This window comes from Bradyrhizobium sp. LMG 9283 (assembly GCF_045571415.1).
Taxonomy (GTDB): domain Bacteria; phylum Pseudomonadota; class Alphaproteobacteria; order Rhizobiales; family Xanthobacteraceae; genus Bradyrhizobium.
In genome coordinates this window covers 6,510,562-6,536,701 of the sequence record NZ_CP120691.1, presented here as the reverse complement: position 1 = coordinate 6,536,701, position 26,140 = coordinate 6,510,562, and the positions used below count along the sequence as shown (strand labels likewise).

Below are 26,140 nucleotides of genomic sequence, written 5' to 3'. Positions count from 1 at the left end.
TCTACCATGATGAACCTTGCCGAATACCGCCATTCCAACGCGCGTCTTGCCGACTTCCTTCCGTGGGCCGCCCTGGTAGACGAGGGAGTCATTCTGAACAAGGATGGCTCATTCCAACGGACGGCGAAGTTCCGCGGCCCCGATCTCGACAGCGCAGTGCCGGCTGAGCTTGTCGCCGTCGCCAGCCGCCTGAACAACGCCGTGCGTCGCCTCGGATCGGGCTGGGCCGTGTTCGTTGAGGCGCAGCGTCACTTTGCGGGGACATACCCGCCCAACTCCTTTCCCGACGTCGCGTCCGCGCTGGTCGACGCGGAACGCAGGGCGCAATTCGAAGAGGCGGGTGCCCATTATGAGTCCAGCTACTTCCTGACTTTCCTTTATCTGCCTCCAGAGGAAGGGGCCGTCAGGGCAGAGCAACTGCTTTACGAGGGTCGCGACCGCACCGTCGGAGCCGACGCACGCGAGATCCTCCGCGGGTTTATCGACCAAACCAACCGCGTGCTCGGTCTCCTTGAAGGGTTCATGCCCGAATGCGCCTGGCTCGATGATCAGGACACGCTGACCTACCTGCATTCGACGATTTCGACCAAACGTCATCGAGTGCGGGTGCCCGAAATTCCGATGTACATCGATGCGCTCCTAGCCGACCAGCCGTTGACCGGCGGGCTAGAGCCGATGTTGGGCTCAGCCAATCTTCGCGTCCTGACGATTGTCGGCTTTCCGGGCGCCACAACCCCGGGAATTCTCGACGACCTGAATCGTTTGCCATTCTCGTATCGTTGGTCGACTCGGGCGATCATGCTCGACAAGATCGATGCCACCAAGCTGCTGACCAAGATCAGGCGGCAATGGTTTGCGAAGCGAAAGTCCATCGGCGCCATCCTCAAGGAGGTGATGACGAACGAGGCGTCGACGCTGCTCGATACAGATGCCCACAACAAGGCGCTTGATGCCGACGCGGCGTTGCAGGAACTGGGCTCCGATCAGATCGGACAAGCCTTTGTCACGGCAACCGTCACTGTCTGGGACAGGGATCCCGGTGCCGCCGATGAAAAGCTCCGGCTGGTCGAGAAGGTCATTCAGGGCCGCGATTTCACCTGCATGATCGAGACGGTGAACGCCGTCGAAGCCTGGCTTGGCAGCCTGCCCGGGCATGTCTATGCGAATGTGCGACAGCCACCGGTATCGACCCTCAACCTCGCCCATATGATTCCGATGTCGGCCGTGTGGGCCGGCGAGGCGAGGGATCTGCACTTCAAGGGTCCGCCGCTTCTGTTCGGCAAGACCGAGGGATCAACGCCGTTCCGATTCTCGCTCCACGTCGGTGACGTCGGCCACACCCTCGTGGTTGGACCGACAGGCGCCGGCAAGTCAGTGCTGCTCGCGCTGATGGCGCTACAGTTCAGGCGTTATCCGAACTCACAGGTCTTCGCGTTTGACTTCGGTGGTTCGATCCGGGCGGCTGCGCTCGCCATGGGCGGTGATTGGCATGATCTCGGCGGTGCATCGTCCGAGGGGGACGAAAACGCCGTCGCTCTGCAACCGTTGGCCTGGATCGACGATCCCACTGAGCGCGGATGGGCCACGGAGTGGATCGGCGCGATCCTGGCACGAGAGAAAGTCGAGATCACCCCGGAGGTCAAGGATCACCTCTGGTCGGCGCTGACGTCGCTCGCCTCGGCGCCGAGGGAGGAGCGCACGCTGACGGGCCTGTCAGTTCTGCTGCAATCAAACTCGCTGAAACGTGCCCTGCAACCCTATTGCCTGGGCGGTTCCTCCGGGCGGCTGCTCGATGCCGAATTCGAGCGTCTTGGCGAGGCTTCGGTCCAGGCGTTTGAGACCGAAGGCTTGATCGGAACGAGTGCTGCGCCCGCCGTGCTGGCGTACCTCTTCCATCGTATTGGAGATCGTCTGGATGGCCGGCCGACACTCCTGATTGTCGACGAGGGTTGGCTTGCCCTCGATGACGAGGATTTTGCGGGGCAACTCCGGGAATGGCTTAAGACGCTTCGGAAAAAGAACGCGTCCGTCATCTTCGCTACCCAGTCGCTTTCTGACATCGATGGGTCCGCAATCGCGCCGGCGATCATCGAAAGCTGCCCAACGCGATTGTTGCTGCCGAACGAACGGGCGATCGAACCGCCGATCACCGGCATCTACCGCCGCTTCGGCCTCAATGACCGGCAGATCGAGCTTCTGAGCCGGGCAACGCCAAAGCGCGACTACTACTGCCAATCGCGTCGCGGCAACCGGATGTTCGAACTTGGGCTCGGTGAGGCCGCGCTCGCTTTTACGGCAGCCTCTTCCAAGACGGATCAGGCTGCCATCGCGCAACTCCTCGCCGAATATGGACCTGACGGCTTCGTGCCGGCCTGGCTACGGCACCGCGGCGTGGCCTGGGCCCTCGACCTGATCCCCAATCTCATCAATCTGGAGAAATCGTCTTGAAGCGTCTTGGCCTATTGGCGGCCGCTGGCACGGTCGCGCTGATGCTCGGCGTGACGGTGCCCGCGCGGGCGCAGTGGATCGTCTTTGATCCCAACAACTACGTTCAGAACGTCCTGACTGCAGCGCGAGAGCTCCAGCAGATCAATAACCAGATCACCTCGTTGCAGAACGAGGCGCAGATGCTGACCAATCAGGCAAAGAATCTGGCAATCCTGCCGTATTCGTCACTGCAGCAACTGCAATCATCGATCCAGCGGACCCAGCAGTTGCTGGCCCAGGCCCAGCGCATTGCTTACGACGTGCAGCAGATCGATCGCGCCTTCTCGACCAGTTACGCGCCGGCCAATAGCAGCCAGTCGAACCCGTTGCTGATCTCCAACGCTCAATCGCGTTGGCAAAATACATATGCCGCAACGCAAGACGCACTGCGCGTCCAGGCGGGCATCGTTGGCAACCTCGACACCAATCGCATCCAGACGTCCGCGCTCGTAACGTCTTCCCAAGGCGCCAGCGGCGCGCTGCAGGCGACGCAAGCCGCCAATCAAATTCTCGCGCTGAACGCGCAGCAACTCGCCGACCTCACCGCTGTCGTGACGGCACAGGGCAGGGCGCAGAGTCTTGAAGCGGCTCAGCGCGCCTCGGCCCAGGATCAGGGGCGAGAGCAGCTTCGGCGCTTCCTGACACCGGGGCAGGGCTATCAATCATCCAATGTGCAGATGTTCCACTAATGACCGACATAAGGGCATTCAAGGCGCTGTCGCTGCTTACGACAATCGGCCTGATGGCCGTCGCTGCCTGCACGATTCAATTGCGTGGCGGAGCCGATTCTCCATCGGCGCCGAAGGCGGAGCAGGCGACCGATGCAACTAGCTCCGACCTCGCACGCTGCCGCGGCGTCACTCCGGAGGAAACAGCGGGTTATCGCCATTGCCAGCAAGTTTGGGCCGAAAACCGGCGTCGGTTCCTTGGCAAGAAAGACGGCATTCTAGCGCCCGGCCACGACGACTCGGCCAGTTCGACGCCTGCCCCAAAGGATCAAAGCCGGATCCCGCAGGGCTATCCGAACCTGGCGGCGCCTGAGGCGGGCAAGCCATGACCGGTACGGGGATCATTGACCATTTTCTGGAAACGTTCACGCGTTATATCGATAACGGTTTTGGGCTGCTCGGCAGCGATGTCGGTTATCTCGCAACGACCCTTGCCGCGATCGACATCACACTCGCAGCCTTGTTCTGGAGTTGGGGAACGGACGAGGACATCATCGCGCGCCTCGTCAAGAAAACGCTCTTCGTCGGGGTTTTCGCCTACCTCATCGGGAACTGGAACAGCCTGGCGCGCATCGTCTTCGAGAGCTTTGCCGGTCTTGGACTGAAAGCATCGGGCGCAAGCCTGTCCGCATCCGACTTCCTGAGACCTGGAAAGATCGCTCAAGTCGGACTCGATGCCGGCCGACCGTTGCTCGACTCGATTTCCAACCTGATGGGCTACATCAGCTTCTTTGAGAATTTCGTCCAAATCGTCGTTCTCCTGTTCGCCTGGGTCGTGGTGTTGCTCGCCTTTTTTATTCTGGCGATCCAGCTCTTTGTCACCCTGATCGAGTTCAAGCTCACGACGCTGGCAGGCTTCGTGCTCATTCCCTTTGGCTTGTTTGGCAAGACCGCCTTCGCAGCAGAGCGGGTCCTGGGCAACGTCATCTCTTCAGGGATTAAGGTCCTGGTCCTGGCCGTCATCGTCGGCATAGGCTCGACTCTGTTTTCGCAGTTCACCGCAGGCTTCGGCGGCGCCCAGCCCACCATCGAAGACGCGATGACGCTGGTGCTCGCGGCGCTCGCGTTGCTGGGCCTCGGCATCTTTGGTCCGGGTATCGCAAATGGCCTGGTATCGGGCGGACCGCAACTCGGCGCCGGTGCCGCGATCGGAACAGGTCTTGCTGCCGGCGGCATCGTTGCGGCGGGCGCAGGCCTCGCCGCCGGCGGCGCCGGTCTCACTGGTGGTGCGATTGCAGGTGCCGCCCGCGGTGGGGGTGCCGTCTTGAGCGGTGCGTCCGCGGCCTATCGAAGCGGAGGCGTGGCTGGCGTTGCGGAGGCTGGTGCCTCCGCCGCCGTGAGCCCGTTGCGTCGTGCGGCGGCTGCGCTCGGCGGAGGTGGGGAGGCCGGTGCGCAGACCGCGAACACTTCGGCCGAAGGGCAGCCCGATTGGGCGCGACGCATGAAGCGCGCTGAGACTATTCGGCATGGTGCCTCGGCCGCTAGCCAGGCCGTTCGCTCGGGCGATCATGGTGGCAGCGGTTCCTCCGTCGATTTGTCTGAAGGAGAGCGCTGACACGCACAACTGCACCTCCGCCGCACAGAAGCGCCGCAAATCCTTCCATCGCACGACTTGAAACCGATCACTCGATACCAGGGGCAACCATCGATGTTTAGACGAACTTCCGTTCATTACGGGCGCATGCCCGAACCGGTCACACCGTATCAGAAAGCAGCGCAGGTTTGGGACGAACGCATTGGATCTGCCCGCGTGCAGGCCAAAAACTGGCGCCTGATGGCGTTCGGCTGCTTGATGTTATCGGCTGGACTCGCGGGTGGACTTGTCTGGCAATCGAGCCAGGGGTCAATCACGCCGTGGGTGGTCGAGGTCGATCAACTCGGCAAGGCCCAAAGAGTCGCGCCGGCCAACATCGACTATCAACCGACAGATGCCCAGATCGCCTACCATCTGGCGCGCTTTATCGAAGATGTCAGAGGTCTGCCGGCGGACGGCATCGTTCTGCGCCAAAACTGGCTCAGGGCCTATGATTTTACGACCGATCGCGGCGCCGCTGCGCTCAACGATTACGCGCGCAACAATGACCCCTTTGCCAAGTTGGGCAAGGCCCAGATTTCCGTCGACGTGTCGAGCGTCATTCGCGCCTCTTCGGAGAGTTTTCGGGTGGCGTGGACTGAGCGTACCTACGACAATGGTTCGCTGAGCTCGACCGAGCGCTGGACTGCCATTCTCACCATCGTGATCGAAACGCCACGCGATGCCGAACGCCTGCGCAAGAATCCTCTTGGCGTCTACGTTCGCGCCATCAACTGGTCGAAGGAGTTGAGTCAGTGACCAAGACGCCGTCTGACGTTCATTCGAAACATCCCGTCGCGTACAGCAGGATCACGCCGACTCCGCCCGAATTCTTGACCGCGAAGCGAGCAGTCTTGTTTGCTCTCCTGCTTGCTTCCTCGGCGATCGGCGGGTGCACGACCTACATTCCGCCGGAGATCAGCTATGACGCTGAAGTTCCTCCGTTACCGGCGACGCCGGTGGCTCTCGACGAGAGATCGCGACCGCTTCACGTTCCACCCCTCTGGAAGCCGGCTCTCGGCGGCAAGTCGGGAGGGAAGGAAGAGCCTGAACCCGTGAGCCGGGTTGAGACCGCAAACAGCGCAGCCCGGGTCGAACCGCGCAAGCGGGGATATTTCAACGCGGCGCAGATCTACGCCTATAGTCCAGGTGCGCTCTACCAGATTTACGCCGCACCCGGGCAGATCACGGATATTGCGCTCGAGGAGGGAGAGCAGTTGACGGGATCAGGGCCGATTGCGGCTGGAGACACCGTGCGCTGGGTCGTGGGCGATACCGAGAGCGGGAGTGGCGACACGCGGCGCGTCCACATCCTGGTCAAGCCGACCCGCGCATCGATCGAGACCAATCTCGTCGTCAATACCGACCGGCGCACCTATCTGATCGAGCTCCGCTCCCGCGAGCGGCCTTACATGCCATCCGTTGCCTGGTACTATCCTGAGACGGTACGCGAACGGTCGCGCTCAGCTGCTGTGAAACCCGTTCTTCCGGACCCGGCGCAGCGTATCTCCAGGTACGCCATCGAAGGGGACAGTCCTCCCTGGCGGCCGCTCGCCGCATATGACGATGGCCGCAAGGTATACGTCGAATTCCCGCAAGGCATCGTGCAGGGCGAGATGCCCCCGCTCTTCGTCATCGGTCGAGACGGCAAGACCGAGCTCGTCAACTATCGCACTTACGGCAACGTGTTGATCGTCGATCGGCTGTTTGCTGCCGCCGAACTGCGGCTTGGCGGCGAGCACCAGCAGAAGGTCCGTATTGTCAGAACCGACGGGAGGCCGTCGTCATGAACACCCGGAATGGAAACGATCAGGAGCAAGCGGCTTCGCCTGAGACACAAGAGGAACAGTTCAGGAGCTTCCGCTTGAGAGCGGAGCACCCGCGCGTGACACGGTTGTCACGGAAAGTACTGGCAGGCGGGAGCGCGGTCGCTCTGCTTGTTATCGGCGGAGCCGTGCTGTGGTCACTTCAGAAGAATCGCCCTCGAGATCAGGCGACCGCCGAGCTTTACAGCACCGACCATCACAATGTCGCCGACGGTATTACGACACTGCCAAAGGATTATGCTGGCATCCCGCGCCAGCCAATCCCGCAACTCGGTCCACCTCTTCCTGGGGACCTCGGTCGACCGATCCTTGCCGCTCAAGGCCAATCGCCGACGATCGGCGCTGATCCGGACCAGCAGCGCCGCGACCAGGAAACCGAAGCGGCCCGTATCAGCCATGTGTTCGCTTCCACTAGTGGACGAGAGGTGCGTCCGTCCGCCGCTGCGGCGGTTGGAAGCGACCGCGTCGTGTCGGCGAGCGCAACAAGCATTGGCGACGATGGATCTGGGCAGAACGGCCAAGACCGGAAGCTAGCTTTCGTTAATGCTTCCGTAGATCGTCGCACGGTAAGCCCTGACCGTATTACCAAGCCCGCTTCACCCTACATCGTGCAAGCAGGAACGGTGATTCCAGGAGCCCTGATCACTGGGATCCGATCGGACCTGCCAGGCCAAATTGTCGCGCAGGTAACCGAGAATGTTTTCGACACACCGACCGGCCGCTTCCTGCTTGTACCACAGGGAGCGCGTCTGATCGGGATCTATGATAGCCAGGTCACATTCGGCCAGTCACGGGTCTTGCTGGTCTGGACGCGACTGATCATGCCGAATGGACGTTCAATCGTTCTCGAGCGACAGCCTGGCGCTGACACCGCAGGTTATGCGGGCCTCGAAGACCAAGTCGACAATCACTGGGGCGAACTCTTCAAGGCCGCTGCATTATCGACGTTCTTGGCGGTCGGAACGGAGCTAGGCGCAGGCTCCGACACCATTAGCAACGACAGCGCAATCATCCAGGCATTGCGGCACGGCGCCTCCGACTCACTGAACCAGACCGGACAGCAGGCGGTTCGGCGGAGCCTCAACATCCAGCCCACGCTGACCGTGCGACCTGGTTTCCCGGTTCGCGTCCTAGTTAATCGTGACCTCATACTTGTGCCATACGGAGGGTAACGGCATGCCCAAGCTCAAAATAGCAGCGCTACCGGATGACAAGCCGGTCAAGGTCGCCACTGAACTTCCGGCGTCAGTGCATCGGGATCTCGTCGCCTATGCGGAGGCCCTAACAATCGAAAGTGGGCAGCGCGTCGATCCGGCAAAGCTGATCGCGCCCATGTTGGCGCGCTTTATGGCCACAGACCGCGGGTTTGCAAAGGCGAGACGAACCAATCATTCTCCAAGAACCGGCGGAGGCGAGGGATAGCGCTCCGCTAACAGATCGAGGAATCGCTTCAGGGCCGGATTTTCATTGTCGTCGCGCCAATGTGCATGGAAGTCCACCCGGCTTGGTCCCGATCCGTCCTGCAACTCCCGGTACACCAGGCCAGCGAAACTTGCACCAATATCCGATTCCATCGCCAGACTTAATCCCATGCCCATACTCGTCAGACTTTTGATGATGCCACGGCTGACATCGTGGCGTTCTACGGTGGGGCGGTCGTCGGGCAATACGAGCTTCGAGATCAGCAGGTCCTCTAGCTCCCGCCCGGGGTCGTACTCACTTAGAAGGATCTTTTCGTTGCGCAGGTCGGTCCAAAAGACGGTGTCGCGTGCTGCCAGACGGTGGTCCTGAGGCAGCGAGATCAGGATGCGTTCGCTCCATAGCAGCTGTGATCTAATGTCCTTCGAAGTCAGACGTCCAGGACTGACCACGACGTCGACAGTACCACTACGGAGAGCAGTCATCGGACGAGAGCGAGAGCGCTCCATCGTCGCCAATTCGAGCTGTGGCAGCAGCTTTTTGAGCTCAGCTATCGTAGCTCGTAAATTGCCCGTGGACATGGACGTGTAGAAGCCAATAACGAGATGGCCGGTATCGCCGCGACCGCCGGATCTCCCGGTGTCAACGAGCATGTCTACCTGCTCAAGGATCAATCGCGCAATTCTCAGAACCGCCCGGCCGGCGAGAGTAGGCTTGATTCCACCGCTTGAGCGCTCAAACAGTGACGCGCCGATCAGATACTCGAGTTGACTGATAGAACGGCTGAGGACGTTGTGCTTGATCGAAAGTGCTTCTGCGGCCCGACGGAAGCTGCCGAAGTCACAAGCGGCAACAGCCAGCGAAGCTGCTGGAGGTCAATGGCTCTTGCTGCGCTCCGCCGATCGCCCCTGATGCCGGTTTCCGTCATTTTTCTATAGCCCGGTAGCAAACTGCAAGACAGCAATTCCCCGCTCGAGGGCGGAGACCTTTATCTCTTTCGGCGTTTCTCTCGGCTTGGGAGGCATTGTGAGCGAGTTGGGCGCAAACATTCCTTCAAGTTTCTCTCCGCGCGGAGCAGCGTCGCTTGGCGCAACCGGCAGCTTTTGCGCGCACAAAGCGATCTTCAACATTGAGCTATTTGTTGGCGTGGTCCGCAGGATTGCTGAACGAGACCGCTGTTCTCGCCGATAAACGTCCGCAACGATATCGCAACGAATTGGGTGAAACGACCGTGAACAAAACGGGATGGAAACGGACGCGCCCCGAGAAAAATCAATAACTTAGAAGATGTTCACTGCGTTCGGGACGCAGGGGTCGCAGGTTCGAATCCTGCCACTCCGACCATTCTTCCAAAAGTTGACGTTTTCCTAAAGACTTGGCGGACCGGCCGCTGGCGTCTCAGGACGCCTTTTTGCAACGATTTTCGGGGTGGGTCCACGAAGGATTTGGCCCGGCAGGGCGGCTTGCCGCGGCGGCATGGCTCGTGGAGACCGGCGCCTTGAGACGGGAGCGAGTAAGCGGTCATGCAGGCAGCTATTCTGCGCCTTGTTCAAATCGGCCCGCTGCCGAGTTCAACTGAGGCTAACACTCCGGTAGTGCGGGAGCTGGAAGCTTTGCTTGCCGGAGTGCAAACACCCAAGATGCGCTCGATGGTCTAAGCGGCGAAGGGATCGACAGGCTGAAAGAGCGCAGTAGCAAGTTGCCGCAGTAACAGAGTGGGGCCGCTTCCAGCCGCGAATTGCGTCGTCTGCCTACCGCCTTGCCACCAGCACGCCCACCAGAAACGCCACCAGCAGTGACGGCAGCGGGGCCTCGCGCACCATGCCCCGGACCATGTCCTGCCAGTGTTGCTCCGGGACCAGTCTCGGCGATCGCACGTGGGGCGCCGGCTCGATGCCCCAGTTTGAGGCGAGCTCGGCGATCTCGCTTTGTGCAAGGCGCACGCCGTCACGGACGCGGAAGACGGCGGCGTCCGTTCGTTTGCGCGGTGCGAGCCGCATCAAAGTCTCGACGGCGGTGCGCAGCGTCATCTCGCCGTAGCCCTGCAGCCGCACCGACTCCTCGGGGTCGGATGTCATGCGAAGTCCCTCACAGCGCCAAATTCTTCATAACGCAAAGTGGCGTGCGATGCTGAAGGCCGCCGCCGCGCACAGGATCAGCGTGGATACCGCGCCGGCCACGCCGCGTGCGAGATGGGCTCGCGTCAGGTGCCTGCTCATGATCTTGCTCCATGCTCTGCATGGAAATGATGGCGGCGGAACTTGGTTCCTCGCGCGCAATGCGAATCGTCGAGCTCCGGCTACTTGCGCAGCAATTCGCTCAATGTCGCTGTCGCCTCGGCGCAGCGGATGTCGTCGATCTCGCGCGACAGGCTGAGTGCGCTCGCTCTCAGCTCTTCGAGCTTCCAGCTGTCCGGATGCTGGTTTTCGAGCTGACCGAGACGCTTGTTCAGATCGTCCAGTCTCGATTGAAGCTGCCCGATGCTGGCGGCCCCATTCACTTTCCAAACGCGTTGTGCACGCATCGTCTTCCCCTGGTAGTCTCACGGCCTTGTGAGAGCGGTTCGTGGCCGGAATGGGAGTTTGTTTTGTCCGGCTTCAGACCGTGGGGAACCGTTGCAGATCGGCAACGAAGTTCCGGGAGTTTTTGGCGTGCACGCGCCAGCGCCGCACGATGATACCCGCAGGCACGGAATTTGATTGTGCCGTCGGCATGAAGGGCCGAGGTGTACGCTTCAGGCCCCGACGCAATCAGAAACGTAAGGAATGACTCGTGGCGAGATTGGTGACCATCGCAGCCGGCCAGCTCGGCCCGATCGCGAGGAGCGACACCAGGACCGCGGTGGTGGTGCGGCTGATAGCGTTGATGCGCGAGGCGCGCGCTTGCGGCTGCGATCTGATCGTCTATCCCGAGCTGGCGCTGACCACCTTCTTTCCGCGCTGGTACTTCGAGGACCAGGCCGAGATCGACAGCTTCTTCGAGCGCGAGATGCCGGGCCCTGAAACGCAGCCGCTGTTCGATCTCGCGCGCGAGCTCGGCATCGGCTTTTGCCTCGGCTATGCCGAGCTCGTCGTCGAGGCCGGCATCGTCAGGCGCTACAACACGTCCATCCTCGTCGACAAGAGCGGCACGATCGTCTTGAAGTATCGCAAGGTCCATCTGCCCGGCCATGCCGAGCACGAGCCGTGGCGCGAATTCCAGCATCTGGAGAAGCGCTATTTCGAGCCGGGCAGCGGCTTCGGCGTGGTCGATGCCTTCGGGGGCGTGATGGGCATGGCGATCTGCAATGACCGCCGCTGGAGCGAGACCTATCGGGTGATGGGGCTGCAGGGCGTCGAGATAGTGCTGATCGGCTACAACACGCCGGTGCACAATCCGCCCGCGCCCGAGCATGACGATCTCTCGCTGTTTCACAATCATCTGGTGATGCAGGCCGGCGCCTATCAGAACGGCACTTTCGTGGTCGGCGTCGCCAAGGCCGGCCTGGAGGAGGGCGTCGATCAGATCGGCGGCAGCTGCATCATCGCACCCTCGGGCGAGATCATCGCAGCCTGTACCACCAAGGGCGACGAGATCGCGCTGGCGCGCTGCGATCTCGATCTCTGCAACTCCTACAAGCGCACCACCTTCAATTTCGACGTCCACCGCCAGCCGCACGCCTATGGGATGATCGTGGAGCGGAAGGGCGTGACGACGATGGCGGATGGAACGCCGGTGCGGCCGAAGGGGTGATGCTCCCGTAGCCCGGAATGGAGCGAAAGCGTAATCCGGGGCCGCTCGCGCGGCATCCCGCACCGTCCCGGATTGCGCTGCGCTCCATCCGGGCTACAGGTCAGGGCCTGTTTCGCTTCTCCGTCAACCCACTGGCGCAAAAATATTCCGCTTTACCGAAATTCGGATTTGTCGTATGTATCGCCCATCCCGGCTCATCCTTGAGGGGCGATCATGTGGTCGTCATTGTCGCGAGCCGGGCTTGCGGTGGACGCGGCAGCGTCGGGCGCGAGTGGCCAGGGCAGGGCGGATTGCTCTCCGTGAGCCCTGGGCATCGTGCGGACGAACGGCGCTGCTAGGCTCGTCTCGCCTGTAAGTTTCCGGCTCCGTCGACAGGGCTGGGAAAACTGCGGCGAAATGGCGAACCGTGCGTACGGCAAAACCGTGTGGTCCTGGCCGTCGTTGCTACGGTCAAGCTCTTGCGGAGGCGGCAGTCGCGTCAACCGGCGCGGTGCCGGCGACTTTCGCAGGGGCGAGGGAGGCCAGAAGGAACTCGGCTCCCGGGAGCAACTGTGTTGAAGTAGACCGGTGAGCGAGCGGGCTCAAGGCTGGCGCTGTGCGCCCCCGCCTTCGGCGGCTGACGGCCTTGACCCCGCCCGCTCACCGGTCTTCAGGCGGTGCATGCGCTCGGCTGAGGCCGAGCGGGTTCGCTCAGTTCGTAGCGGCGAGCATCCCATTTCTGGCGCCGGGCGATCATGGTGTTGAGAATGCCGATGAGCTTGCGCATGCAGGCGGTCAGCGCAACCTTCGGCTCCTTCCCTTTAGCGATCAGACGATCATAGAAGGCCATGATCACAGGGTTGTGCCGCGTCGCAGCGCCGAGGCAAGCCATGTAGAAGAGATTGCGAACCTTTCGGCGTCCACCTTTTACATGGCGATCACCGCGTCGCTTCCCGCTGTCGTCATCGTAAGGAGCTGCTCCCAACAGCGCAGCGGCGATCCTGTTGCTCACCTGGCCAAGTTCCGGCATCGCGGCGACCAGACCGGCGGATGTGATCTTGCCGAGCCCTGGCACGCTCTCGATGATCTCGGCAAGTTCGGCCAAATGTGGCGCGGCCTTGATCATTGCGGCGATCGCAACCTCGAGCTTGGCAACTTCGTCTGCGATCTGCTTTAACAACCGAGCCTGCATCTGCTGGACGATTTTGGGGGCGGCATGCTCGCCCCTATTTTTCAGGCTCGTCTGCAGATCGAGCAGGCTCTGGCGCGCTTTTACGACCTGCACCAGATTCTCGCGGGCCGTGTCATGGGCCTGATCTGGAGCATCGGTGAAGGTCTCGGCAAACCAGGCGATCATCTCCGCATCGATCGCATCGTTCTTGGCGAGTTGTCCGGCTGATCGAGCGAAATCACGCACGCGCTTGGGGTCGACGATCCGGGCTTCGATGTCGGCCTGACGCAGCGCCTTAGCCCACTCTCGCTCGTAACCGCCAGATGCCTCCATGACCGCCTTGGCAACCTTGTATTTGCGCAGCCAGCGGATCAGACCGCGCCGTCCTTCTGCAGTGCTAGGAAACGTCTGCCGTTGCGACACCGCGCGGATGCATGCATCCACCTTGTCCTTGGCCACATCGATCCCGACGACAACGCCACCGTTTTGTGCCATCATCCACTCCCTTCCTTGCTCGGTTCGGGCTCGAAGCCCATGCAACTGTTCGGGTTGAGGAAGACACCGGATCTGTCCCACGCTCCCGGACAGGCTCTCAAGGCCTTTGAGCACGGTCGGGCTCAGATCCAGCGACGGGCGGTTGGTCAGAACCGCCCGTTGGCGTTTTTTGGCACAATTTGCAGACACAAGAGCGCGGCATAAGCCGTCCGACCATCGCGCAGGGAAGGCCGAGTGATTGGCACCACCTGTATGCTGCTGTGCGGTCTTTTTGCGCGTGCCTTTTGCGCAGCGGACCGCGGGTGCGAGGTCAGCACCCCGGCCTTCCCTGCGCCCTTGTGTCCCCGAAATCTGCCAGAATGTGGCAACGGGCGGTTGGATCAGAACCGCCCGTTGCCGGAACTGAGCCCGTTGCGCCCAAAGGCGACAGAGCCTGTTAAAGAGCAAGGGACAGCTCCGGTGTCTTCCTCAACCCGAACAGTTGCAAGGGCTGCGAGCCCGTACGAGGCAAGGAAGGGAGTGGATGATGACACAAGACGATCTGGTTGTCGTCGGCATCGATGTCGCCAAAGACAAGATTGATGCGTGCATTCGGACCGTAACGGAGCGGAAGACTTGCCCGACAACCGCGGCGGGGCGACGGAGCTTGATTGCATGGCTTCGCAAGCATCGGGTCGGCAAGGCAGTGATGGAGGCAAGCGGCGGCTACGAGCGGGTATGGGCCAAGGCGTTGCGCCAAGCCGGGCTGGAAGTACGGATCGTCGATCCCAAACGGGTTCGCCACTTTGCGGAATCGGCGGGACGCCTTGCTAAAAATGACAAGATCGACGCAGAGATGATCTCCTGGTTCGCCGAGACATTCAGCGAGGCTCCCAGCCAAGTCGACGATCCCGCTCACGAGGAGATGAAGGCACTGGTGAAGGGACGCCAAGGCCTGATCGACGTCAGGGCTCGCCTGGAAATGCAGAACGAGCATGAGGCGCCGGCCCTTGTTCGGAAGGCTCGCGCGCGTCTTCTTCAGAAGCTGGCTGACGAAATCGCCGCGATCGATACCGCGATCGCGGCGACGATCAAGACAACGCCGGACTTTGCCAAACGCGCCGAGATCATCCAGAGCGTACCAGGCTTTGCTGAGGGGACCGCAATGGCGCTGCTTGGAGGCCTACCGGAGTTGGGGCAGGTGAGCGACGAAGTTGTCGTCGCGTTGGTGGGCGTTGCTCCTTATGACGACGATAGCGGCAAACGTCGAGGTGAACGCTGCATCAAGGGTGGTCGCCGCTGGGTGCGGAACGCCCTCTACATGCCCTGCATCGGCGCCGCGACGCTGAACAACCCGGTGTTCAAGGCCTTCTATGAGCGCCTGATTGCCAAGGGCAAGCCGCCAAAGGTCGCGATCGTCGCCTGCATGCGCAAGCTGATCGTCATTCTCAACACCATGATCGCTCGCGGCGAGACGTGGGATCCGAAGAAATACAGGTTGGCCTGACGAGCGCGCCTTCTCGTGCTCGGACCTCGGCCGAGCGCATGCCAAGCCCAAAGACCGGCGTGCAGACGGGGTCAAGGCCGTCAGCCGCCGAAGGCGGGGTGCGCCAGCACCAGCCTTGAGCCCGTCTGATCGCCGGTCTACTCCGACCCAGTTGCTCTTGGATCGAGAGGGGCGAGCGATGAAGCAAAGCTCGGGCGAAAGCGCCGCGGGGATGCGAACGCATGTCTGCAAATCTGAAATGCACGTTGGAGAGTTGCTGCGTCGCCCTTGCTCCGTCATTGCGAGCGCAGCGAAGCAATCCAGAATCCCTCCGCGGAAAGACTCTGGATTGCTTCGCTGCGCTCGCAATGACGAGGAGGAGAGTGCGTGCGCCACTTCGCTTTCGTGCCCCGGACGCGGCGCAGCGTCGCTTCGACGATGCGCTGCAGAGCTGGGGCCCATCTATCCGCACCGTGCGGTGTTGCCCTGGGTCCCGGCTCCGCGCCGCAACGCTTTGCGCGTTGCAGCTAGTCCGGGACGCGCAAAATATCGTTGTCATTGATCACCTATTCACAACCACGTGTCTTTATTCGGAAACGCCCATTCCCTATTATGCCGCAATGCAAAAGACCGCCCGCCGATCTCAGTCCGCCCGTCCGCCTGGCCGCCCTCGGGAATTCGACATGGACACGGCCCTCGACAGGGCCGTGCGGGTGTTTCGCGAGCGCGGTTATCATGCCACCTCGATCGGAGACCTCACCGCGGCGATGCGGCTCGCCACGGGAAGCATCTACAAGGCGTTTCGCGACAAGCATGCGGTGTTTCTCGCCGCCTTCGAACGCTATACGGCGCTGCGCCAGGAGCAGACCCGCAGCGCGGCCGAGCGCGGCGCAAACGGCCGCGAGCGAATCCGCAATGTGTTGCTGTCTTATGTCGAGCATTCCCAGGGCAGCGAGGGGCGGCGCGGCTGCCTCGTCGTCGGCAGTGCCGTCGAGCTGTCCGCGCTCGATCCGGTCGTTGGCGCCCGCGTCAATGCCCAGCTCAAGAGCAACGAAAGCTTCATTGCCGGCCTCATTCGCGAGGGGCAGGCCGATGGCTCGATTCCCCGCCATGTCGCGGCCGATGATACCGCGCGGCTGATGATCTGCATCACGCAAGGCCTGCGCGTCGTCGGCAAGGCCCGCCTGCCGCTCGACGGGGAGCGCCTCGTCGGCGTCGCGATGAAACTGCTCGCCTGAATTTTTTGTCACAATAGGGAATGAGCATTCCCTATATTTATCCGGAGTCCATGTGAATGACGATGAATGCCACGATCGAGACCGCGCCCGAGCCGGATGCAGTGTCGCAGCGCCTGACCTTCGTGCTCGCCGCGGCCTGTGGCATGGTTGCCGCCAACATCTACTATGCCCAGCCGTTGATCGCCCCGATCAGCGCCGCGCTCGGCCTGTCGCATGCAGCGGCGGGACTGATCGTCACCATGACGCAGATCGGCTACGGCACTGGGCTGCTGCTGATCGTGCCGCTCGGCGATCTCGTCGAGAACCGGGCGCTGATCTGCTCGGTGATCACGCTTGGCGCCGCGGCGCTGCTCGCAGCGGCCTTCGCGACACATGCGCTGCCGTTCCTGATCGCCGCGCTGTTCATCGGGTTCGGCTCGGTCGCGGTGCAGATCATCATTCCCTATGCGGCGCATCTTGCGCCTGAAGCCATCCGCGGGCGCGTCGTCGGCAACGTCTCGACCGGCCTGATGCTCGGCATCATGCTGGCGCGTCCGGTGTCGAGCTCCGTCACAGCCGTGCTGTCGTGGCACGCGGTGTTCTTCGGCTCCGCCGCGCTGATGATCGTGCTCACAGCCGTGCTCTGGATGACGCTGCCGAAGCGCAAGCCTGTCACGCGGATGCACTATGGCGAATTGCTGCTGTCGATGCCGCATCTGGTGCGGATTACGCCGCTGCTGCGGCGCCGCGCGCTCTATCAGGCGAGCCTGTTCGGCGCCTTCACCCTGTTCTGGACGGTGGCGCCGCTCCAGCTCGCCGGCGAGTTCGGCTTCACCCAGCGCGGCATCGCGCTGTTCGCGCTGGCCGGCGTCGCCGGCGTGTTCGCTGCGCCGATCGCAGGACGGCTCGCCGATCGCGGCCACAGCCGCATCGCGACGCTGGTCGCGATGCTACTCGCGGCCGCCGGATTCCTGATCACGCATGTCGGCGCGGCCGGATCGGTCCTGAACCTCGCCTGCCTGGTCGTGGCCGCGATTGCGATCGATATCGGTGTGCAGGGCAATGTCGTGCTCGGCTTCCGCGCCATCTTCTTGCTCGGGCACGAGCACCGCAGCCGCCTCAACGGCCTCTATATGGCGACCTTCTTCGCCGCCGGCGCGGCCGGCTCCGCGGTCGGAGCCTTTGCCTTCGCGCAAGGCGGCTGGGCGCTCGCATCGGCCATTGGCCTCGCTCTGCCCATCGCGGGCCTGCTCTATGCGGCGACCGAATAGCCGCCGGCGTGGCCGGAATTGTGCGATGCGGCCCGTTTACCAACCCCGCGGGGACGCAATTTCCGTCTCGCAGTCCCGGCGCCGCTGTAGTACTTTGGTCGCAAACGCACCTGGTTAACGGGCGGCAGGGGGAGGCTGATGAGACGTGCGGGGCTGTTTGGCGTACCGCGGGTACGGCCATGGTCGTGGCAGGCGTTTCTGCTCGGGCTGGTCGTCGTCGCAATGTCGGCCGTGCTTCAGGGCATCTGCGTCGCGCTCGGCGCAAAGCTCTATTTCGTGGCGTTCCTGCCCGGCCTGTTCGTGCTTGCGCTCGTTGCAGGCGTACCGGCGGCGGCATTCGCCACGCTGCTCACCGTTCCGCTGGTGTGGTGGGCGTTCATGCCGCCGTTCTTCCAGTTCACCGCGCTGACCATCGCGAATGCCGACTCCATCAACCTGTTCTGCCTCCTGGCTGTACTCCTGATCGGCCTTGCCGATCTCTGCCGCGAGACGATGACGATCATCAGAAGCGGCGGGCTGAAGCCTTCGGGCGAGAGCGCAGCAACGAATCCGCAATAAATCGCGCCGCGCACGTTGCGCTCGCGCAACAGTCCGGCAACCATCCGCGAACTTGCCGCGCGCCGCTAACTTTTCGAAAAAGATTTGGCCGCAGTTTCTCCCGCGGGAATGACGAGGGAGTTTTCGGATATGAACGGTCACGCCATCTTGGAGAACGTGCGCCGCTACCGCGGCATTGCATCGCTCTATCGCCAGACCGCTGCATTCCGCCCGGGCCAGAGCTGGTCGCTGCTGGAGCAGGCGAGGGATTGGGAAGCGCGGGCGCTGTCGGAGCTGGAAGCCTATTTCGCGACGCGCACGGACTGCACCGCCCCGCTCGCGGCCTGATCGCCGGCCCTCAGTGCGGCCGCGAGCCGGCTCGCCGAAGCCGCGACCACCCACGGGGCAACTACGGAGTTGCCCCCGCATCGTTCTGTGCTAGCAACGGGCCGATCGAGGCATTCTTCACGTCGGCCGGGGCACGCGATGAGCACCTTCAACCGCATCTTCACGACGGAGCGTCTGCTCCAGATCATCGTGGTACTGGCGGCGACCGTCGCCATGAAGCTGATGAGCTGAGCGCCGGCCGGCTACTGCCCGCCGAGTTCGGGCACATCGGGCAGATAATTCGATCCTTCCGAGCCCAGGAAATCGAACATCGCCTGCGCCGGCGGCAGCAACACCTTGTCGCTGCGGCGGATCACGTACCATTGCCGTACGATCGGCAGGCCTGCGACGTCGAGCACGACGAGCCGGCCCTCGGCAAGCTCATGCGCCACGGTGTGGGCCGAGATGAAGGCGATGCCGAGCCCGGCGATGACCGCCTGCTTGATGGTCTCGTTGCTGCTCATCTCCATGCCGATGATCGGCTCGAGATCCGACTTCTGGAACATGCCCTCCATCAGCGTCCGCGTGCCCGAGCCGGGCTCGCGGGTGAGGAAGGTCTCGTGCACGAGGTCGGTCAGGTTGAGGCCGGAATCCTTCTCCAGCCAGTGGCCCTTGCGCGCGACGATGACGTGCGGATTGCGTCCGAGCTGACGGACGTCCACGCTGACGTCGGCCGGTGGCCGACCCATCACCGCGAAATCGAGGTCGTAGCCGTGCATGGCCTCGCGGATCTCCTCGCGATTGCCGATGGTCAGCTTGATCTCGATCTTGGGATGGCGCTTGGAGAACGCCGCGATCGCGTGCGGCACGAAGTATTTCGCGGTCGAGACCGCACCAAGCTGCACCGTGCCGCCGGTCCGCCCCGCGAGCAGATCCAGCGCGCCCTGGCAATCCATGATGGCGGCCTCGACGCGCTCGGCCAGCGCCAAGACCTCCTTGCCCGCCTCCGTCAGCAGCATGCCGTCGCCGGTCCGCTGCACCAGCGGCAGGCCGGCAAGATCCTGAAGCTGCCGGAGCTGCTGGGTCACGGCCGGCTGGGTCAGCCCGAGATGGCTCGACGCCGCCGTCACGCTGCCCTTGGCCGACAGCGCCGCAAGCGAGCGCAGCTGCCGGATCGTGAGATGCCGGAGCTGGGTCGCCGCATGGCCGGGACCATTATAAGAAAATTCTTTGAGGCTCATTATGATTAGAAATTTTCCTTATTAGACCGTCCCTGTCAATCTCCTCGTGCCGGGATGGACCGCACCAACCTCCAGCGGGGAGGGAATGGATGCGGCGCCGGCAAAGGGGATGGACGCAGATGACCGGGCAACTCAGGTTGGACGACCACCTTCAACGGTATTCCGAGACCGCACCCCATGCGCTCGCGGTGGCGGGCGCCGTCGATGCCATCGCTGCGGCTGCGATCGAGATCGCCGATCTCATCGCCTCCGGCGATCTCGCCGACGCCTCCGGCCTGACGACGGGCCGCAACAGCGACGGCGATGTCCAGCGCGATCTCGACCTCCAGGCCGACGCGATCCTGCGCCGCTGCCTCGGTCGGCTGCCGATCGCGGCGCTGGCGTCGGAAGAAATGCGCGAGGCCCAGATCGTCGACCGCGAAAGCCGCATCTGCATCGCGATCGATCCGCTCGACGGCTCCTCCAACATCGACATCAACATGACCGTCGGGACGATCTTCTCGATCCTGCCGGCACCTGATGATCTCTCACTCGCTTTCCATCAGCGCGGCTCGGCGCAGCTTGCGGCGGGCTTCGTCACTTACGGCCCGCAGACCTCGCTGGTGCTGACGCTCGGCGACGGCGTCGACATCTTTACGCTCGACCGCAGGGCCGGCTGCTTCCGCCTCGCGCGCAGCGCCGTGCAGATCTCCGAGGCCTGCGAGGAGTTCGCGATCAATGCGTCGAATCGCCGGCACTGGGATCCGCCGGTGCGCGCCTTCATCGACGAGTGTCTCGCCGGCGTCGAGGGGCCCGCCAACCACGACTTCAACATGCGCTGGATCGGCTCGCTGGTCGCGGAAACCTATCGCATCCTCACCCGTGGTGGCGTGTTCCTCTATCCCTCGGACGCACGTCCCGGCTATGGCGACGGCCGCCTGCGCCTCGTCTACGAAGCGCATCCGATGGCCATGATCATCGAGCAGGCCGGCGGCTCCGCCACCACCGGGCGCGAGCGCATCCTCGATCTGTCGGCGCAGAGTCTGCACCAGCGCGTGCCGCTGATCATGGGCTCCAGCAACGAGGTGCGGCGTGTCGAGGAGCTGCATTGCGATTCGCTGCTGGTCGCCAGCGTTTCGGCGCCGCTGTTCGCGCGGCGCGGATTCTTCCGGCTGTAGGAGGGCGAGCATGTCAAGGAAGCATCCCATCATCTCCATCACCGGCTCGTCCGGCGCCGGCACCACCTCGGTCAAGAAGACTTTCGAGCAGATATTTTTCCGCGAGAAGGTCAACGCCGTCTACATCGAGGGCGACGCCTTCCATCGCTACGATCGCGCCGAGATGCGCGCGCAGATGGCGAAGGAGGCTGAGCGCGGCAACAAGCACTTCAGCCATTTCAGCCCCGAGACCAACCTGTTCGAGGAGCTGGAGCGCGCCTTCCGCGACTATGGCGAGACCGGCACCGCGGTGACGCGGCACTACGTCCACGACGCCGAGGAGTCTGCGCTGCATGGCGCCGCGCCCGGCACCTTCACCGACTGGAAGCAACTGCCGGAGAACTCCGATCTGCTGTTCTACGAGGGACTGCACGGCGCCGTGGTTACGGATAAGGTGAATGTCGCGCGCTATGCCGACCTGAAGATCGGCGTCGTGCCCGTCATCAATCTCGAATGGATCCAGAAGCTGCACCGCGACCGCAGCGCGCGCGGCTATTCGACCGAGGCCGTCACCGACACCATCCTGCGGCGGATGCCCGACTACATCCACTACATCTGCCCGCAATTCACCGAGACCGACATCAACTTCCAGCGCGTGCCGACCGTGGACACCTCCAATCCGTTCATCGCGCGCTGGATCCCGACGCCGGACGAATCGATGGTCGTGATCCGCTTCAAGAATCCGCGCGGCATCGACTTCCCCTACCTGCTCTCGATGCTGCCGCAGAGCTGGATGTCTCGCGCCAATTCGATCGTGTGCCCCGGCGCGAAGCTCGATCTCGCGATGCAACTGATCCTGACGCCGCTGATCATGCAGCTGATCGAGCGCAAGCGCAGCTTGAAGTGAACAGGGAGAGAATCCGATGAACATCTCCGTCCACGCTGAAGCCGACCTCACGGCCGTCACGCACAACGATCTCGCCAACGCCGTCCGCTTCCTCGCGGTCGACGCCATCGAGACCTCGCAATCCGGCCATCCCGGCCTGCCCATGGGCATGGCCGATGTCGCGACGGTGCTGTTTTCGCGCTTCCTGAAGTTCGACTCGGCGCACCCGAACTGGCCGGACCGCGACCGCTTCGTGCTGTCGGCGGGCCACGGCTCGATGCTGCTCTATGCGCTGCTGCACCTGACCGGCGGCGACGTCAGCCTCGACGACATCAAGGCTTTCCGCCAGTGGGGCTCGAAGACGCCGGGGCACCCCGAATATGGTCATACGCCGGGCGTCGAGACCACGACGGGCCCATTGGGGCAGGGGATCGCGACCGCGGTCGGCATGGCACTCGCCGAGCGCATGGCGAATGCGCGGCATGGTGACGGGCTTGTCGATCACTTCACCTACGTCATCGCGGGCGACGGCTGCCTGATGGAAGGCATCAGCCAGGAGGCGATCTCGCTTGCCGGCCATCTCGGGCTCGGCCGGCTGATCGTGCTGTTCGATGATAATGGCATCTCCATTGACGGCCCGACATCGCTGGCCACGTCCGATGATCAACTCGCGCGCTTCGCTGCCTCCGGCTGGTCGGTGCGCCGCGTCGACGGGCATGATCCCGAGGCCGTTGCGCAGGCGATTGCCGAAGAGCGCGAAACCGCAAAGCCGTCACTGATCGCCTGCCGCACCATCATCGGCTATGGCGCGCCTGATAGACAGGGCACCGAGAAGGCGCATGGCGCGCCGCTCGGCACGGAGCAGACGGCGGCGGCGCGCCGAGTGCTGGGCTGGGACTATCAGCCGTTCGTGGTGCCGATTCCGATCCAGAAGGCGTGGCGGATGATCGGGCAGCGCGGGCAGATCGAACGTCTCGCCTGGCTCGATCGCTACGAAGGTGCGACGCCAGACCAGCGCGATCTGTTCGTCGAAGGCAAGGCCGTGACTCTGCCCGCAGCCTACGCGCTTGCCGCGGCGAAATTGCGCGAACGCTTCGCCAGCGAGCGGCCAAAGCTCGCGACGCGGCAGGCCTCGCAACAGGTGCTCGATGCCATCGCCGGGACGATTCCCGGCCTGGTCGGTGGCTCCGCGGACCTGACGCATTCGAACCTGACGCATGCAAAGGCGCAGGCTCCGGTCAAGAGCGGTGCGTTCGCCGGCGACTACATCCATTACGGCATTCGCGAGCACGGCATGGCCGCCGCGATGAACGGCCTCGCGCTGCATGGCGGCTTCATTCCCTATGGCGGCACGTTCCTCGCGTTCTCGGACTACAGCCGGCCCGCGATCCGCCTTGCGGCCTTGATGCGGCTGCGCGTGATCCATGTGATGACGCACGACTCCATCGGTCTCGGGGAGGATGGGCCGACGCATCAGCCGGTCGAGCATCTCGCGGCGCTGCGCGTCATTCCGAACCTGCTCGTGTTCCGGCCGGCTGACGCCGTGGAGACGCTGGAGGCCTGGGACTGCGCGCTGGCGGCGGAGCATCGTCCGTCCGTGTTGTGCCTGTCGCGGCAGGCGTTGCCGACGTTCCGCAGCGATGTGCGCGGCAGAAATCGTGTCGCGAATGGTGCCTATCTCGTCGTCTCGCCGGATGGTGGTCGCGACGTGACGCTCATCGCGACCGGCTCGGAAGTCTCGATTGCGCTGGAAGCCGCGCGCCTGCTCGCGACTGAGCACATTCGTGCAGCCGTCGTCTCCGCGCCCTGCTTCGCGCTGTTCGAGGAGCAGCCGGAAGATTACCGCGCCTCCGTGCTCGGCACCGCGCCGCGCGTCGGCATCGAGGCGGCCGTGCAGGGCGACTGGTCGCGCTGGATCGGGATGGACGGCGAATTCGTCGGCATGCGCGGCTTCGGCGCCTCAGCGCCCGCGCCCGTGCTGTATCGCGAGTTTGCAATCACGCCGCAAAGCATTGCGGAAGCAGCCCGCCGGGCGATCGCCCGCAAGAGCTAATAAGGAGGACGACCTTGGCCCGTATCACCCTTCGCCAATTGCTCGATCACGCCGCGAGTCACGGCTATGCCGTGCCGGCGTTCAACATCAACAACATGGAGCAGGGCATCGCGATCATGCAGGCGGCGGCCGAGGTGGACGCGCCCGTGATCATCCAGGCTTCGCGCGGCGCGCGCAGCTATGCCGGCGATCTCATGCTCTCGCACATGATCGACGCGCTGGAGCGGACCTATCCGGACATTCCGCTCTGCATGCATCAGGACCACGGCAATGACGAAGCGACCTGCGCGTCCGCTATCGCCCACGGTTTCACCTCGGTGATGATGGACGGCTCGCTCAAGGCCGACGCCAAGACGGCGGCCGACTATGACTACAACGTCGCGATCACTCGCCGCGTCGTCGATCTCGCGCATTGGGTCGGCGCTTCCGTCGAAGGCGAGCTCGGCGTGCTCGGCTCGCTCGAGCACGGCGGCGGCGAGCAGGAGGATGGTCATGGTGTCGAGGGCAAGGTCAGTCACGACCAGCTGTTGACCGATCCGGACCAGGCCGTGGACTTCGTCCGCGCGACGAAGGTCGATGCGCTCGCGATCGCGATGGGCACCTCGCACGGCGCCTACAAGTTCAGCCGCAAGCCCGATGGTGACATCCTGGCGATGCGGGTGGTCGAGGAGATCCATCGCCGGCTTCCGAATACGCATCTCGTCATGCACGGCTCCTCCTCGGTGCCGCAGCCGCTCCAGGACATGTTCAACCAGTTCGGTGGCGAGATGCCGCAGACCTGGGGTGTGCCGGTCGAGGAGATCGTCAGGGGCATCAAGAGCGGCGTGCGCAAGGTCAATATCGATACCGACTGCCGGCTGGCGATGACTGCGGTGTTCCGGAAAGTGGCGGCGCAGGCGCGCTCCGAGTTCGATCCGCGCAAGTTCCTCAAGCCCGCGATGGATGCGATGCGCGAGCTGTGCCGCGAGCGCTTCGAACAGTTCGGCACGGCGGGTCACGCTAGCAAGATCAAAGTCGTTCCGATGAGCGAGATGGCGCGGCGCTATCGCGTCGGCGAGCTTGATCCGCGCATCGACGCCCGCGAACCGGTTGCAGCCTAGTCATTCAGAGAGAGAAGAGCAGGAGAGAGACATGAACGCACATGCAGGCACGGTCCGCGGCAAAGAGCGCTATCGCTCCGGCGTGATGGAATACAAGCGCATGGGCTATTGGGAGCCCGATTACACGCCCAAGGACACCGACGTCATCGCGCTGTTCCGCGTCACGCCGCAGGAGGGCGTCGACCCGATCGAGGCCTCGGCTGCGGTTGCCGGCGAATCCTCGACCGCGACGTGGACGGTGGTCTGGACCGATCGCCTGACGGCGGCCGAGAAATATCGCGCCAAGTGCTATCGCGTCGATCCCGTCCCGGGTTCACCCGGCTCGTACTTCGCCTACATCGCCTATGATCTCGACCTGTTCGAACCGGGCTCGATCGCCAACCTCTCGGCCTCGATCATCGGCAACGTGTTCGGCTTCAAGCCGCTGAAGGCGCTGCGCCTCGAGGACATGCGCTTTCCCGTCGCCTATGTGAAGACGTTCCAGGGGCCGGCGACCGGCATCGTGGTCGAGCGCGAGCGGCTTGACAAGTTCGGCCGGCCGCTGCTGGGCGCAACAGTGAAGCCGAAGCTCGGTCTGTCCGGCCGCAATTACGGCCGCGTGGTGTACGAGGCGCTCAAGGGCGGACTTGACTTCACCAAGGACGACGAGAACATCAACTCGCAGCCCTTCATGCATTGGCGCGATCGTTTCCTCTACTGCATGGAGGCGGTGAACCGGGCGCAGGCGGCCTCGGGCGAGGTGAAGGGCACGTACCTGAACGTCACCGCGGGCACGATGGAGGACATGTACGAGCGCGCGGAGTTCGCCAAGGAGCTCGGCTCGGTCATCGTCATGATCGACCTCGTGATCGGCTACACCGCGATCCAGTCCATGGCCAAATGGGCGCGCCGCAACGACATGATCCTGCATCTGCACCGCGCCGGTCACTCGACCTATACGCGGCAGAAGAGCCATGGCGTCTCGTTCCGCGTCATCGCCAAATGGATGCGGCTCTCCGGCGTCGACCACATCCACGCCGGCACCGTGGTCGGCAAGCTCGAAGGCGATCCCAACACCACGCGCGGCTATTACGATGTCTGCCGCGAGGACTTCAACCCGACCAAGCTCGAGCACGGCCTGTTCTTTGACCAGTCCTGGGCGAGCCTCAACAAGATGATGCCGGTCGCCTCCGGCGGCATTCATGCCGGCCAGATGCACCAGCTGCTCGATCTCCTCGGCGAGGACGTCGTGCTGCAGTTCGGCGGCGGCACCATCGGCCATCCCATGGGCATTGCGGCTGGCGCGACGGCCAATCGCGTGGCGCTGGAAGCGATGATCCTCGCCCGCAATGAGGGCCGCGACTATGTCCACGAAGGGCCGGAGATCCTCGCAAAGGCGGCCCAGACCTGCACGCCGCTGAAGGCCGCGCTCGAGGTCTGGAAGGACGTGACTTTCAACTATCAATCCACCGACACGCCGGACTTCGTGCCGACCGCGCTGGAAACCGTCTGAGGAGA

General features: G+C 63.4%; 24 protein-coding genes. 19 read left to right on the top strand and 5 right to left on the bottom strand.

Annotated features, from left to right (window positions below; genetic code table 11):
• Nucleotides 1-6: 6 nt before the first annotated feature.
• The 8 genes from trbE to P6U29_RS30705 all read left to right on the top strand — a co-directional run bounded on the left by trbE (nucleotide 7) and on the right by P6U29_RS30705 (nucleotide 8,036).
• Nucleotides 7-2,448 (top strand): conjugal transfer protein TrbE, encoded by a 2,442-nt coding sequence (trbE, locus tag P6U29_RS30740; RefSeq protein WP_407114102.1) that lies wholly within the window; start codon nucleotides 7-9, stop codon nucleotides 2,446-2,448.
• Entirely contained in the window at nucleotides 2,445-3,176 is a 732-nt protein-coding gene (trbJ, locus tag P6U29_RS30735; protein ID WP_407114101.1) for a P-type conjugative transfer protein TrbJ, read from the top strand. Before trbE ends, trbJ begins: the two co-directional genes overlap by 4 nt.
• A complete protein-coding gene (gene trbK-alt, locus P6U29_RS30730) occupies nucleotides 3,176-3,544 on the top strand; it encodes a putative entry exclusion protein TrbK-alt (protein ID WP_407114100.1) in 369 nt (122 codons plus the stop codon). Before trbJ ends, trbK-alt begins: the two co-directional genes overlap by 1 nt.
• On the top strand, nucleotides 3,541-4,770 hold the full coding sequence (gene trbL, locus P6U29_RS30725) for a P-type conjugative transfer protein TrbL (protein WP_407114099.1): 1,230 nt from the start codon (nucleotides 3,541-3,543) through the stop codon (nucleotides 4,768-4,770). The genes trbK-alt and trbL overlap by 4 nt, the downstream gene beginning before the upstream one ends.
• 93 nt (nucleotides 4,771-4,863) lie before the next feature.
• Nucleotides 4,864-5,547, top strand: a complete 684-nt coding sequence (gene trbF, locus P6U29_RS30720; RefSeq protein ID WP_407114098.1) for a conjugal transfer protein TrbF — start codon at nucleotides 4,864-4,866, stop codon at nucleotides 5,545-5,547.
• Entirely contained in the window at nucleotides 5,544-6,578 is a 1,035-nt protein-coding gene (gene trbG, locus P6U29_RS30715) for a P-type conjugative transfer protein TrbG (protein WP_407114097.1), read from the top strand. The genes trbF and trbG overlap by 4 nt, the downstream gene beginning before the upstream one ends.
• Complete coding sequence (locus tag P6U29_RS30710; protein ID WP_407114096.1) at nucleotides 6,575-7,786, top strand: TrbI/VirB10 family protein; 1,212 nt, start codon at nucleotides 6,575-6,577, stop codon at nucleotides 7,784-7,786. The genes trbG and P6U29_RS30710 overlap by 4 nt, the downstream gene beginning before the upstream one ends.
• A gap of 4 nt (nucleotides 7,787-7,790) precedes the next feature.
• Nucleotides 7,791-8,036, top strand: coding sequence for a DUF2274 domain-containing protein (locus P6U29_RS30705; protein WP_407114095.1), 246 nt, complete (start codon nucleotides 7,791-7,793; stop codon nucleotides 8,034-8,036).
• On the opposite strand, the gene P6U29_RS30700 is transcribed toward P6U29_RS30705, so the two are convergent.
• The 3 genes from P6U29_RS30700 to P6U29_RS30690 all read right to left on the bottom strand — a co-directional run bounded on the left by P6U29_RS30700 (nucleotide 8,003) and on the right by P6U29_RS30690 (nucleotide 10,557).
• Nucleotides 8,003-8,836 (bottom strand): LysR substrate-binding domain-containing protein, encoded by an 834-nt coding sequence (locus P6U29_RS30700; protein WP_407119458.1) that lies wholly within the window; start codon nucleotides 8,834-8,836, stop codon nucleotides 8,003-8,005. The two genes, P6U29_RS30705 and P6U29_RS30700, sit on opposite strands and share 34 nt — an antisense overlap.
• A gap of 948 nt (nucleotides 8,837-9,784) precedes the next feature.
• On the bottom strand, nucleotides 9,785-10,111 hold the full coding sequence (locus P6U29_RS30695; protein WP_407114094.1) for a hypothetical protein: 327 nt from the start codon (nucleotides 10,109-10,111) through the stop codon (nucleotides 9,785-9,787).
• A gap of 221 nt (nucleotides 10,112-10,332) precedes the next feature.
• A complete protein-coding gene (locus P6U29_RS30690; protein ID WP_407114093.1) occupies nucleotides 10,333-10,557 on the bottom strand; it encodes a hypothetical protein in 225 nt (74 codons plus the stop codon).
• A gap of 248 nt (nucleotides 10,558-10,805) precedes the next feature.
• Here P6U29_RS30690 and P6U29_RS30685 point away from each other — a divergent pair, with 248 nt between their 5' ends.
• Entirely contained in the window at nucleotides 10,806-11,765 is a 960-nt protein-coding gene (locus tag P6U29_RS30685; protein WP_407114092.1) for an N-carbamoyl-D-amino-acid hydrolase, read from the top strand.
• 649 nt (nucleotides 11,766-12,414) lie between these two features.
• Here P6U29_RS30685 and P6U29_RS30680 read toward each other — a convergent pair.
• Nucleotides 12,415-13,413, bottom strand: a complete 999-nt coding sequence (locus P6U29_RS30680) for an IS110 family transposase (RefSeq protein ID WP_407114091.1) — start codon at nucleotides 13,411-13,413, stop codon at nucleotides 12,415-12,417.
• Between the two features lie 520 nt (nucleotides 13,414-13,933).
• Here P6U29_RS30680 and P6U29_RS30675 point away from each other — a divergent pair.
• The 5 genes from P6U29_RS30675 to P6U29_RS30655 all read left to right on the top strand — a co-directional run bounded on the left by P6U29_RS30675 (nucleotide 13,934) and on the right by P6U29_RS30655 (nucleotide 18,248).
• Nucleotides 13,934-14,896, top strand: coding sequence for an IS110 family transposase (locus P6U29_RS30675; protein WP_407112966.1), 963 nt, complete (start codon nucleotides 13,934-13,936; stop codon nucleotides 14,894-14,896).
• A 599-nt stretch (nucleotides 14,897-15,495) separates the two neighbouring features.
• The gene (locus P6U29_RS30670) at nucleotides 15,496-16,113 is read left to right on the top strand and encodes a TetR/AcrR family transcriptional regulator (protein ID WP_407114090.1); all 618 of its coding nucleotides are present in this window, start codon (nucleotides 15,496-15,498) and stop codon (nucleotides 16,111-16,113) included.
• Between the two features lie 56 nt (nucleotides 16,114-16,169).
• Nucleotides 16,170-17,363 carry an MFS transporter gene (locus P6U29_RS30665; RefSeq protein WP_407114089.1) on the top strand — a complete coding sequence of 398 codons (1,194 nt, stop codon included), beginning with the start codon at nucleotides 16,170-16,172 and terminating at the stop codon, nucleotides 17,361-17,363.
• A 138-nt stretch (nucleotides 17,364-17,501) separates the two neighbouring features.
• Nucleotides 17,502-17,921, top strand: coding sequence for a DUF4118 domain-containing protein (locus P6U29_RS30660; RefSeq protein WP_407114088.1), 420 nt, complete (start codon nucleotides 17,502-17,504; stop codon nucleotides 17,919-17,921).
• Nucleotides 17,922-18,050: 129 nt separating this feature from the next.
• The gene (locus P6U29_RS30655) at nucleotides 18,051-18,248 is read left to right on the top strand and encodes a hypothetical protein (RefSeq protein WP_027570913.1); all 198 of its coding nucleotides are present in this window, start codon (nucleotides 18,051-18,053) and stop codon (nucleotides 18,246-18,248) included.
• 242 nt (nucleotides 18,249-18,490) lie between these two features.
• Here P6U29_RS30655 and P6U29_RS30650 read toward each other — a convergent pair whose 3' ends face one another.
• Entirely contained in the window at nucleotides 18,491-19,468 is a 978-nt protein-coding gene (locus P6U29_RS30650; RefSeq protein ID WP_407114087.1) for a LysR family transcriptional regulator, read from the bottom strand.
• A 119-nt stretch (nucleotides 19,469-19,587) separates the two neighbouring features.
• Between P6U29_RS30650 and P6U29_RS30645 the strand changes: the two genes are divergently transcribed.
• The 5 genes from P6U29_RS30645 to P6U29_RS30625 are packed head-to-tail and all read left to right on the top strand — an operon-like array spanning nucleotide 19,588 to nucleotide 26,135.
• On the top strand, nucleotides 19,588-20,625 hold the full coding sequence (locus P6U29_RS30645) for a class 1 fructose-bisphosphatase (protein ID WP_407114086.1): 1,038 nt from the start codon (nucleotides 19,588-19,590) through the stop codon (nucleotides 20,623-20,625).
• Between the two features lie 10 nt (nucleotides 20,626-20,635).
• Nucleotides 20,636-21,511 (top strand): phosphoribulokinase, encoded by an 876-nt coding sequence (locus tag P6U29_RS30640; RefSeq protein ID WP_027570916.1) that lies wholly within the window; start codon nucleotides 20,636-20,638, stop codon nucleotides 21,509-21,511.
• Nucleotides 21,512-21,527: 16 nt separating this feature from the next.
• On the top strand, nucleotides 21,528-23,543 hold the full coding sequence (gene tkt / locus P6U29_RS30635; RefSeq protein WP_407114085.1) for a transketolase: 2,016 nt from the start codon (nucleotides 21,528-21,530) through the stop codon (nucleotides 23,541-23,543).
• A 14-nt stretch (nucleotides 23,544-23,557) separates the two neighbouring features.
• Entirely contained in the window at nucleotides 23,558-24,643 is a 1,086-nt protein-coding gene (fba, locus tag P6U29_RS30630) for a class II fructose-bisphosphate aldolase (RefSeq protein ID WP_407114084.1), read from the top strand.
• Nucleotides 24,644-24,674: 31 nt separating this feature from the next.
• Nucleotides 24,675-26,135, top strand: a complete 1,461-nt coding sequence (locus P6U29_RS30625) for a form I ribulose bisphosphate carboxylase large subunit (RefSeq protein WP_407114083.1) — start codon at nucleotides 24,675-24,677, stop codon at nucleotides 26,133-26,135.
• The last annotated feature ends 5 nt before the right edge of the window (nucleotides 26,136-26,140 follow it).

Coding starts and splice junctions, on each gene's coding strand:
- P6U29_RS30690 (WP_407114093.1), bottom strand. CDS start 10,557: ATGCGTGCACAACGCGTTTGGAAAGTGAATGGGGCCGCCAGCATCGGG.
- P6U29_RS30710 (WP_407114096.1), top strand. CDS start 6,575: ATGAACACCCGGAATGGAAACGATCAGGAGCAAGCGGCTTCGCCTGAG.
- trbE (WP_407114102.1), top strand. CDS start 7: ATGATGAACCTTGCCGAATACCGCCATTCCAACGCGCGTCTTGCCGAC.
- P6U29_RS30705 (WP_407114095.1), top strand. CDS start 7,791: ATGCCCAAGCTCAAAATAGCAGCGCTACCGGATGACAAGCCGGTCAAG.
- P6U29_RS30640 (WP_027570916.1), top strand. CDS start 20,636: ATGTCAAGGAAGCATCCCATCATCTCCATCACCGGCTCGTCCGGCGCC.
- P6U29_RS30625 (WP_407114083.1), top strand. CDS start 24,675: ATGAACGCACATGCAGGCACGGTCCGCGGCAAAGAGCGCTATCGCTCC.
- P6U29_RS30645 (WP_407114086.1), top strand. CDS start 19,588: ATGACCGGGCAACTCAGGTTGGACGACCACCTTCAACGGTATTCCGAG.
- P6U29_RS30650 (WP_407114087.1), bottom strand. CDS start 19,468: ATGAGCCTCAAAGAATTTTCTTATAATGGTCCCGGCCATGCGGCGACC.
- tkt (WP_407114085.1), top strand. CDS start 21,528: ATGAACATCTCCGTCCACGCTGAAGCCGACCTCACGGCCGTCACGCAC.
- P6U29_RS30695 (WP_407114094.1), bottom strand. CDS start 10,111: ATGACATCCGACCCCGAGGAGTCGGTGCGGCTGCAGGGCTACGGCGAG.
- P6U29_RS30660 (WP_407114088.1), top strand. CDS start 17,502: ATGAGACGTGCGGGGCTGTTTGGCGTACCGCGGGTACGGCCATGGTCG.
- P6U29_RS30655 (WP_027570913.1), top strand. CDS start 18,051: ATGAACGGTCACGCCATCTTGGAGAACGTGCGCCGCTACCGCGGCATT.
- trbF (WP_407114098.1), top strand. CDS start 4,864: ATGTTTAGACGAACTTCCGTTCATTACGGGCGCATGCCCGAACCGGTC.
- P6U29_RS30675 (WP_407112966.1), top strand. CDS start 13,934: ATGATGACACAAGACGATCTGGTTGTCGTCGGCATCGATGTCGCCAAA.
- P6U29_RS30665 (WP_407114089.1), top strand. CDS start 16,170: ATGACGATGAATGCCACGATCGAGACCGCGCCCGAGCCGGATGCAGTG.
- P6U29_RS30670 (WP_407114090.1), top strand. CDS start 15,496: ATGCAAAAGACCGCCCGCCGATCTCAGTCCGCCCGTCCGCCTGGCCGC.
- trbL (WP_407114099.1), top strand. CDS start 3,541: ATGACCGGTACGGGGATCATTGACCATTTTCTGGAAACGTTCACGCGT.
- trbK-alt (WP_407114100.1), top strand. CDS start 3,176: ATGACCGACATAAGGGCATTCAAGGCGCTGTCGCTGCTTACGACAATC.
- P6U29_RS30680 (WP_407114091.1), bottom strand. CDS start 13,413: ATGATGGCACAAAACGGTGGCGTTGTCGTCGGGATCGATGTGGCCAAG.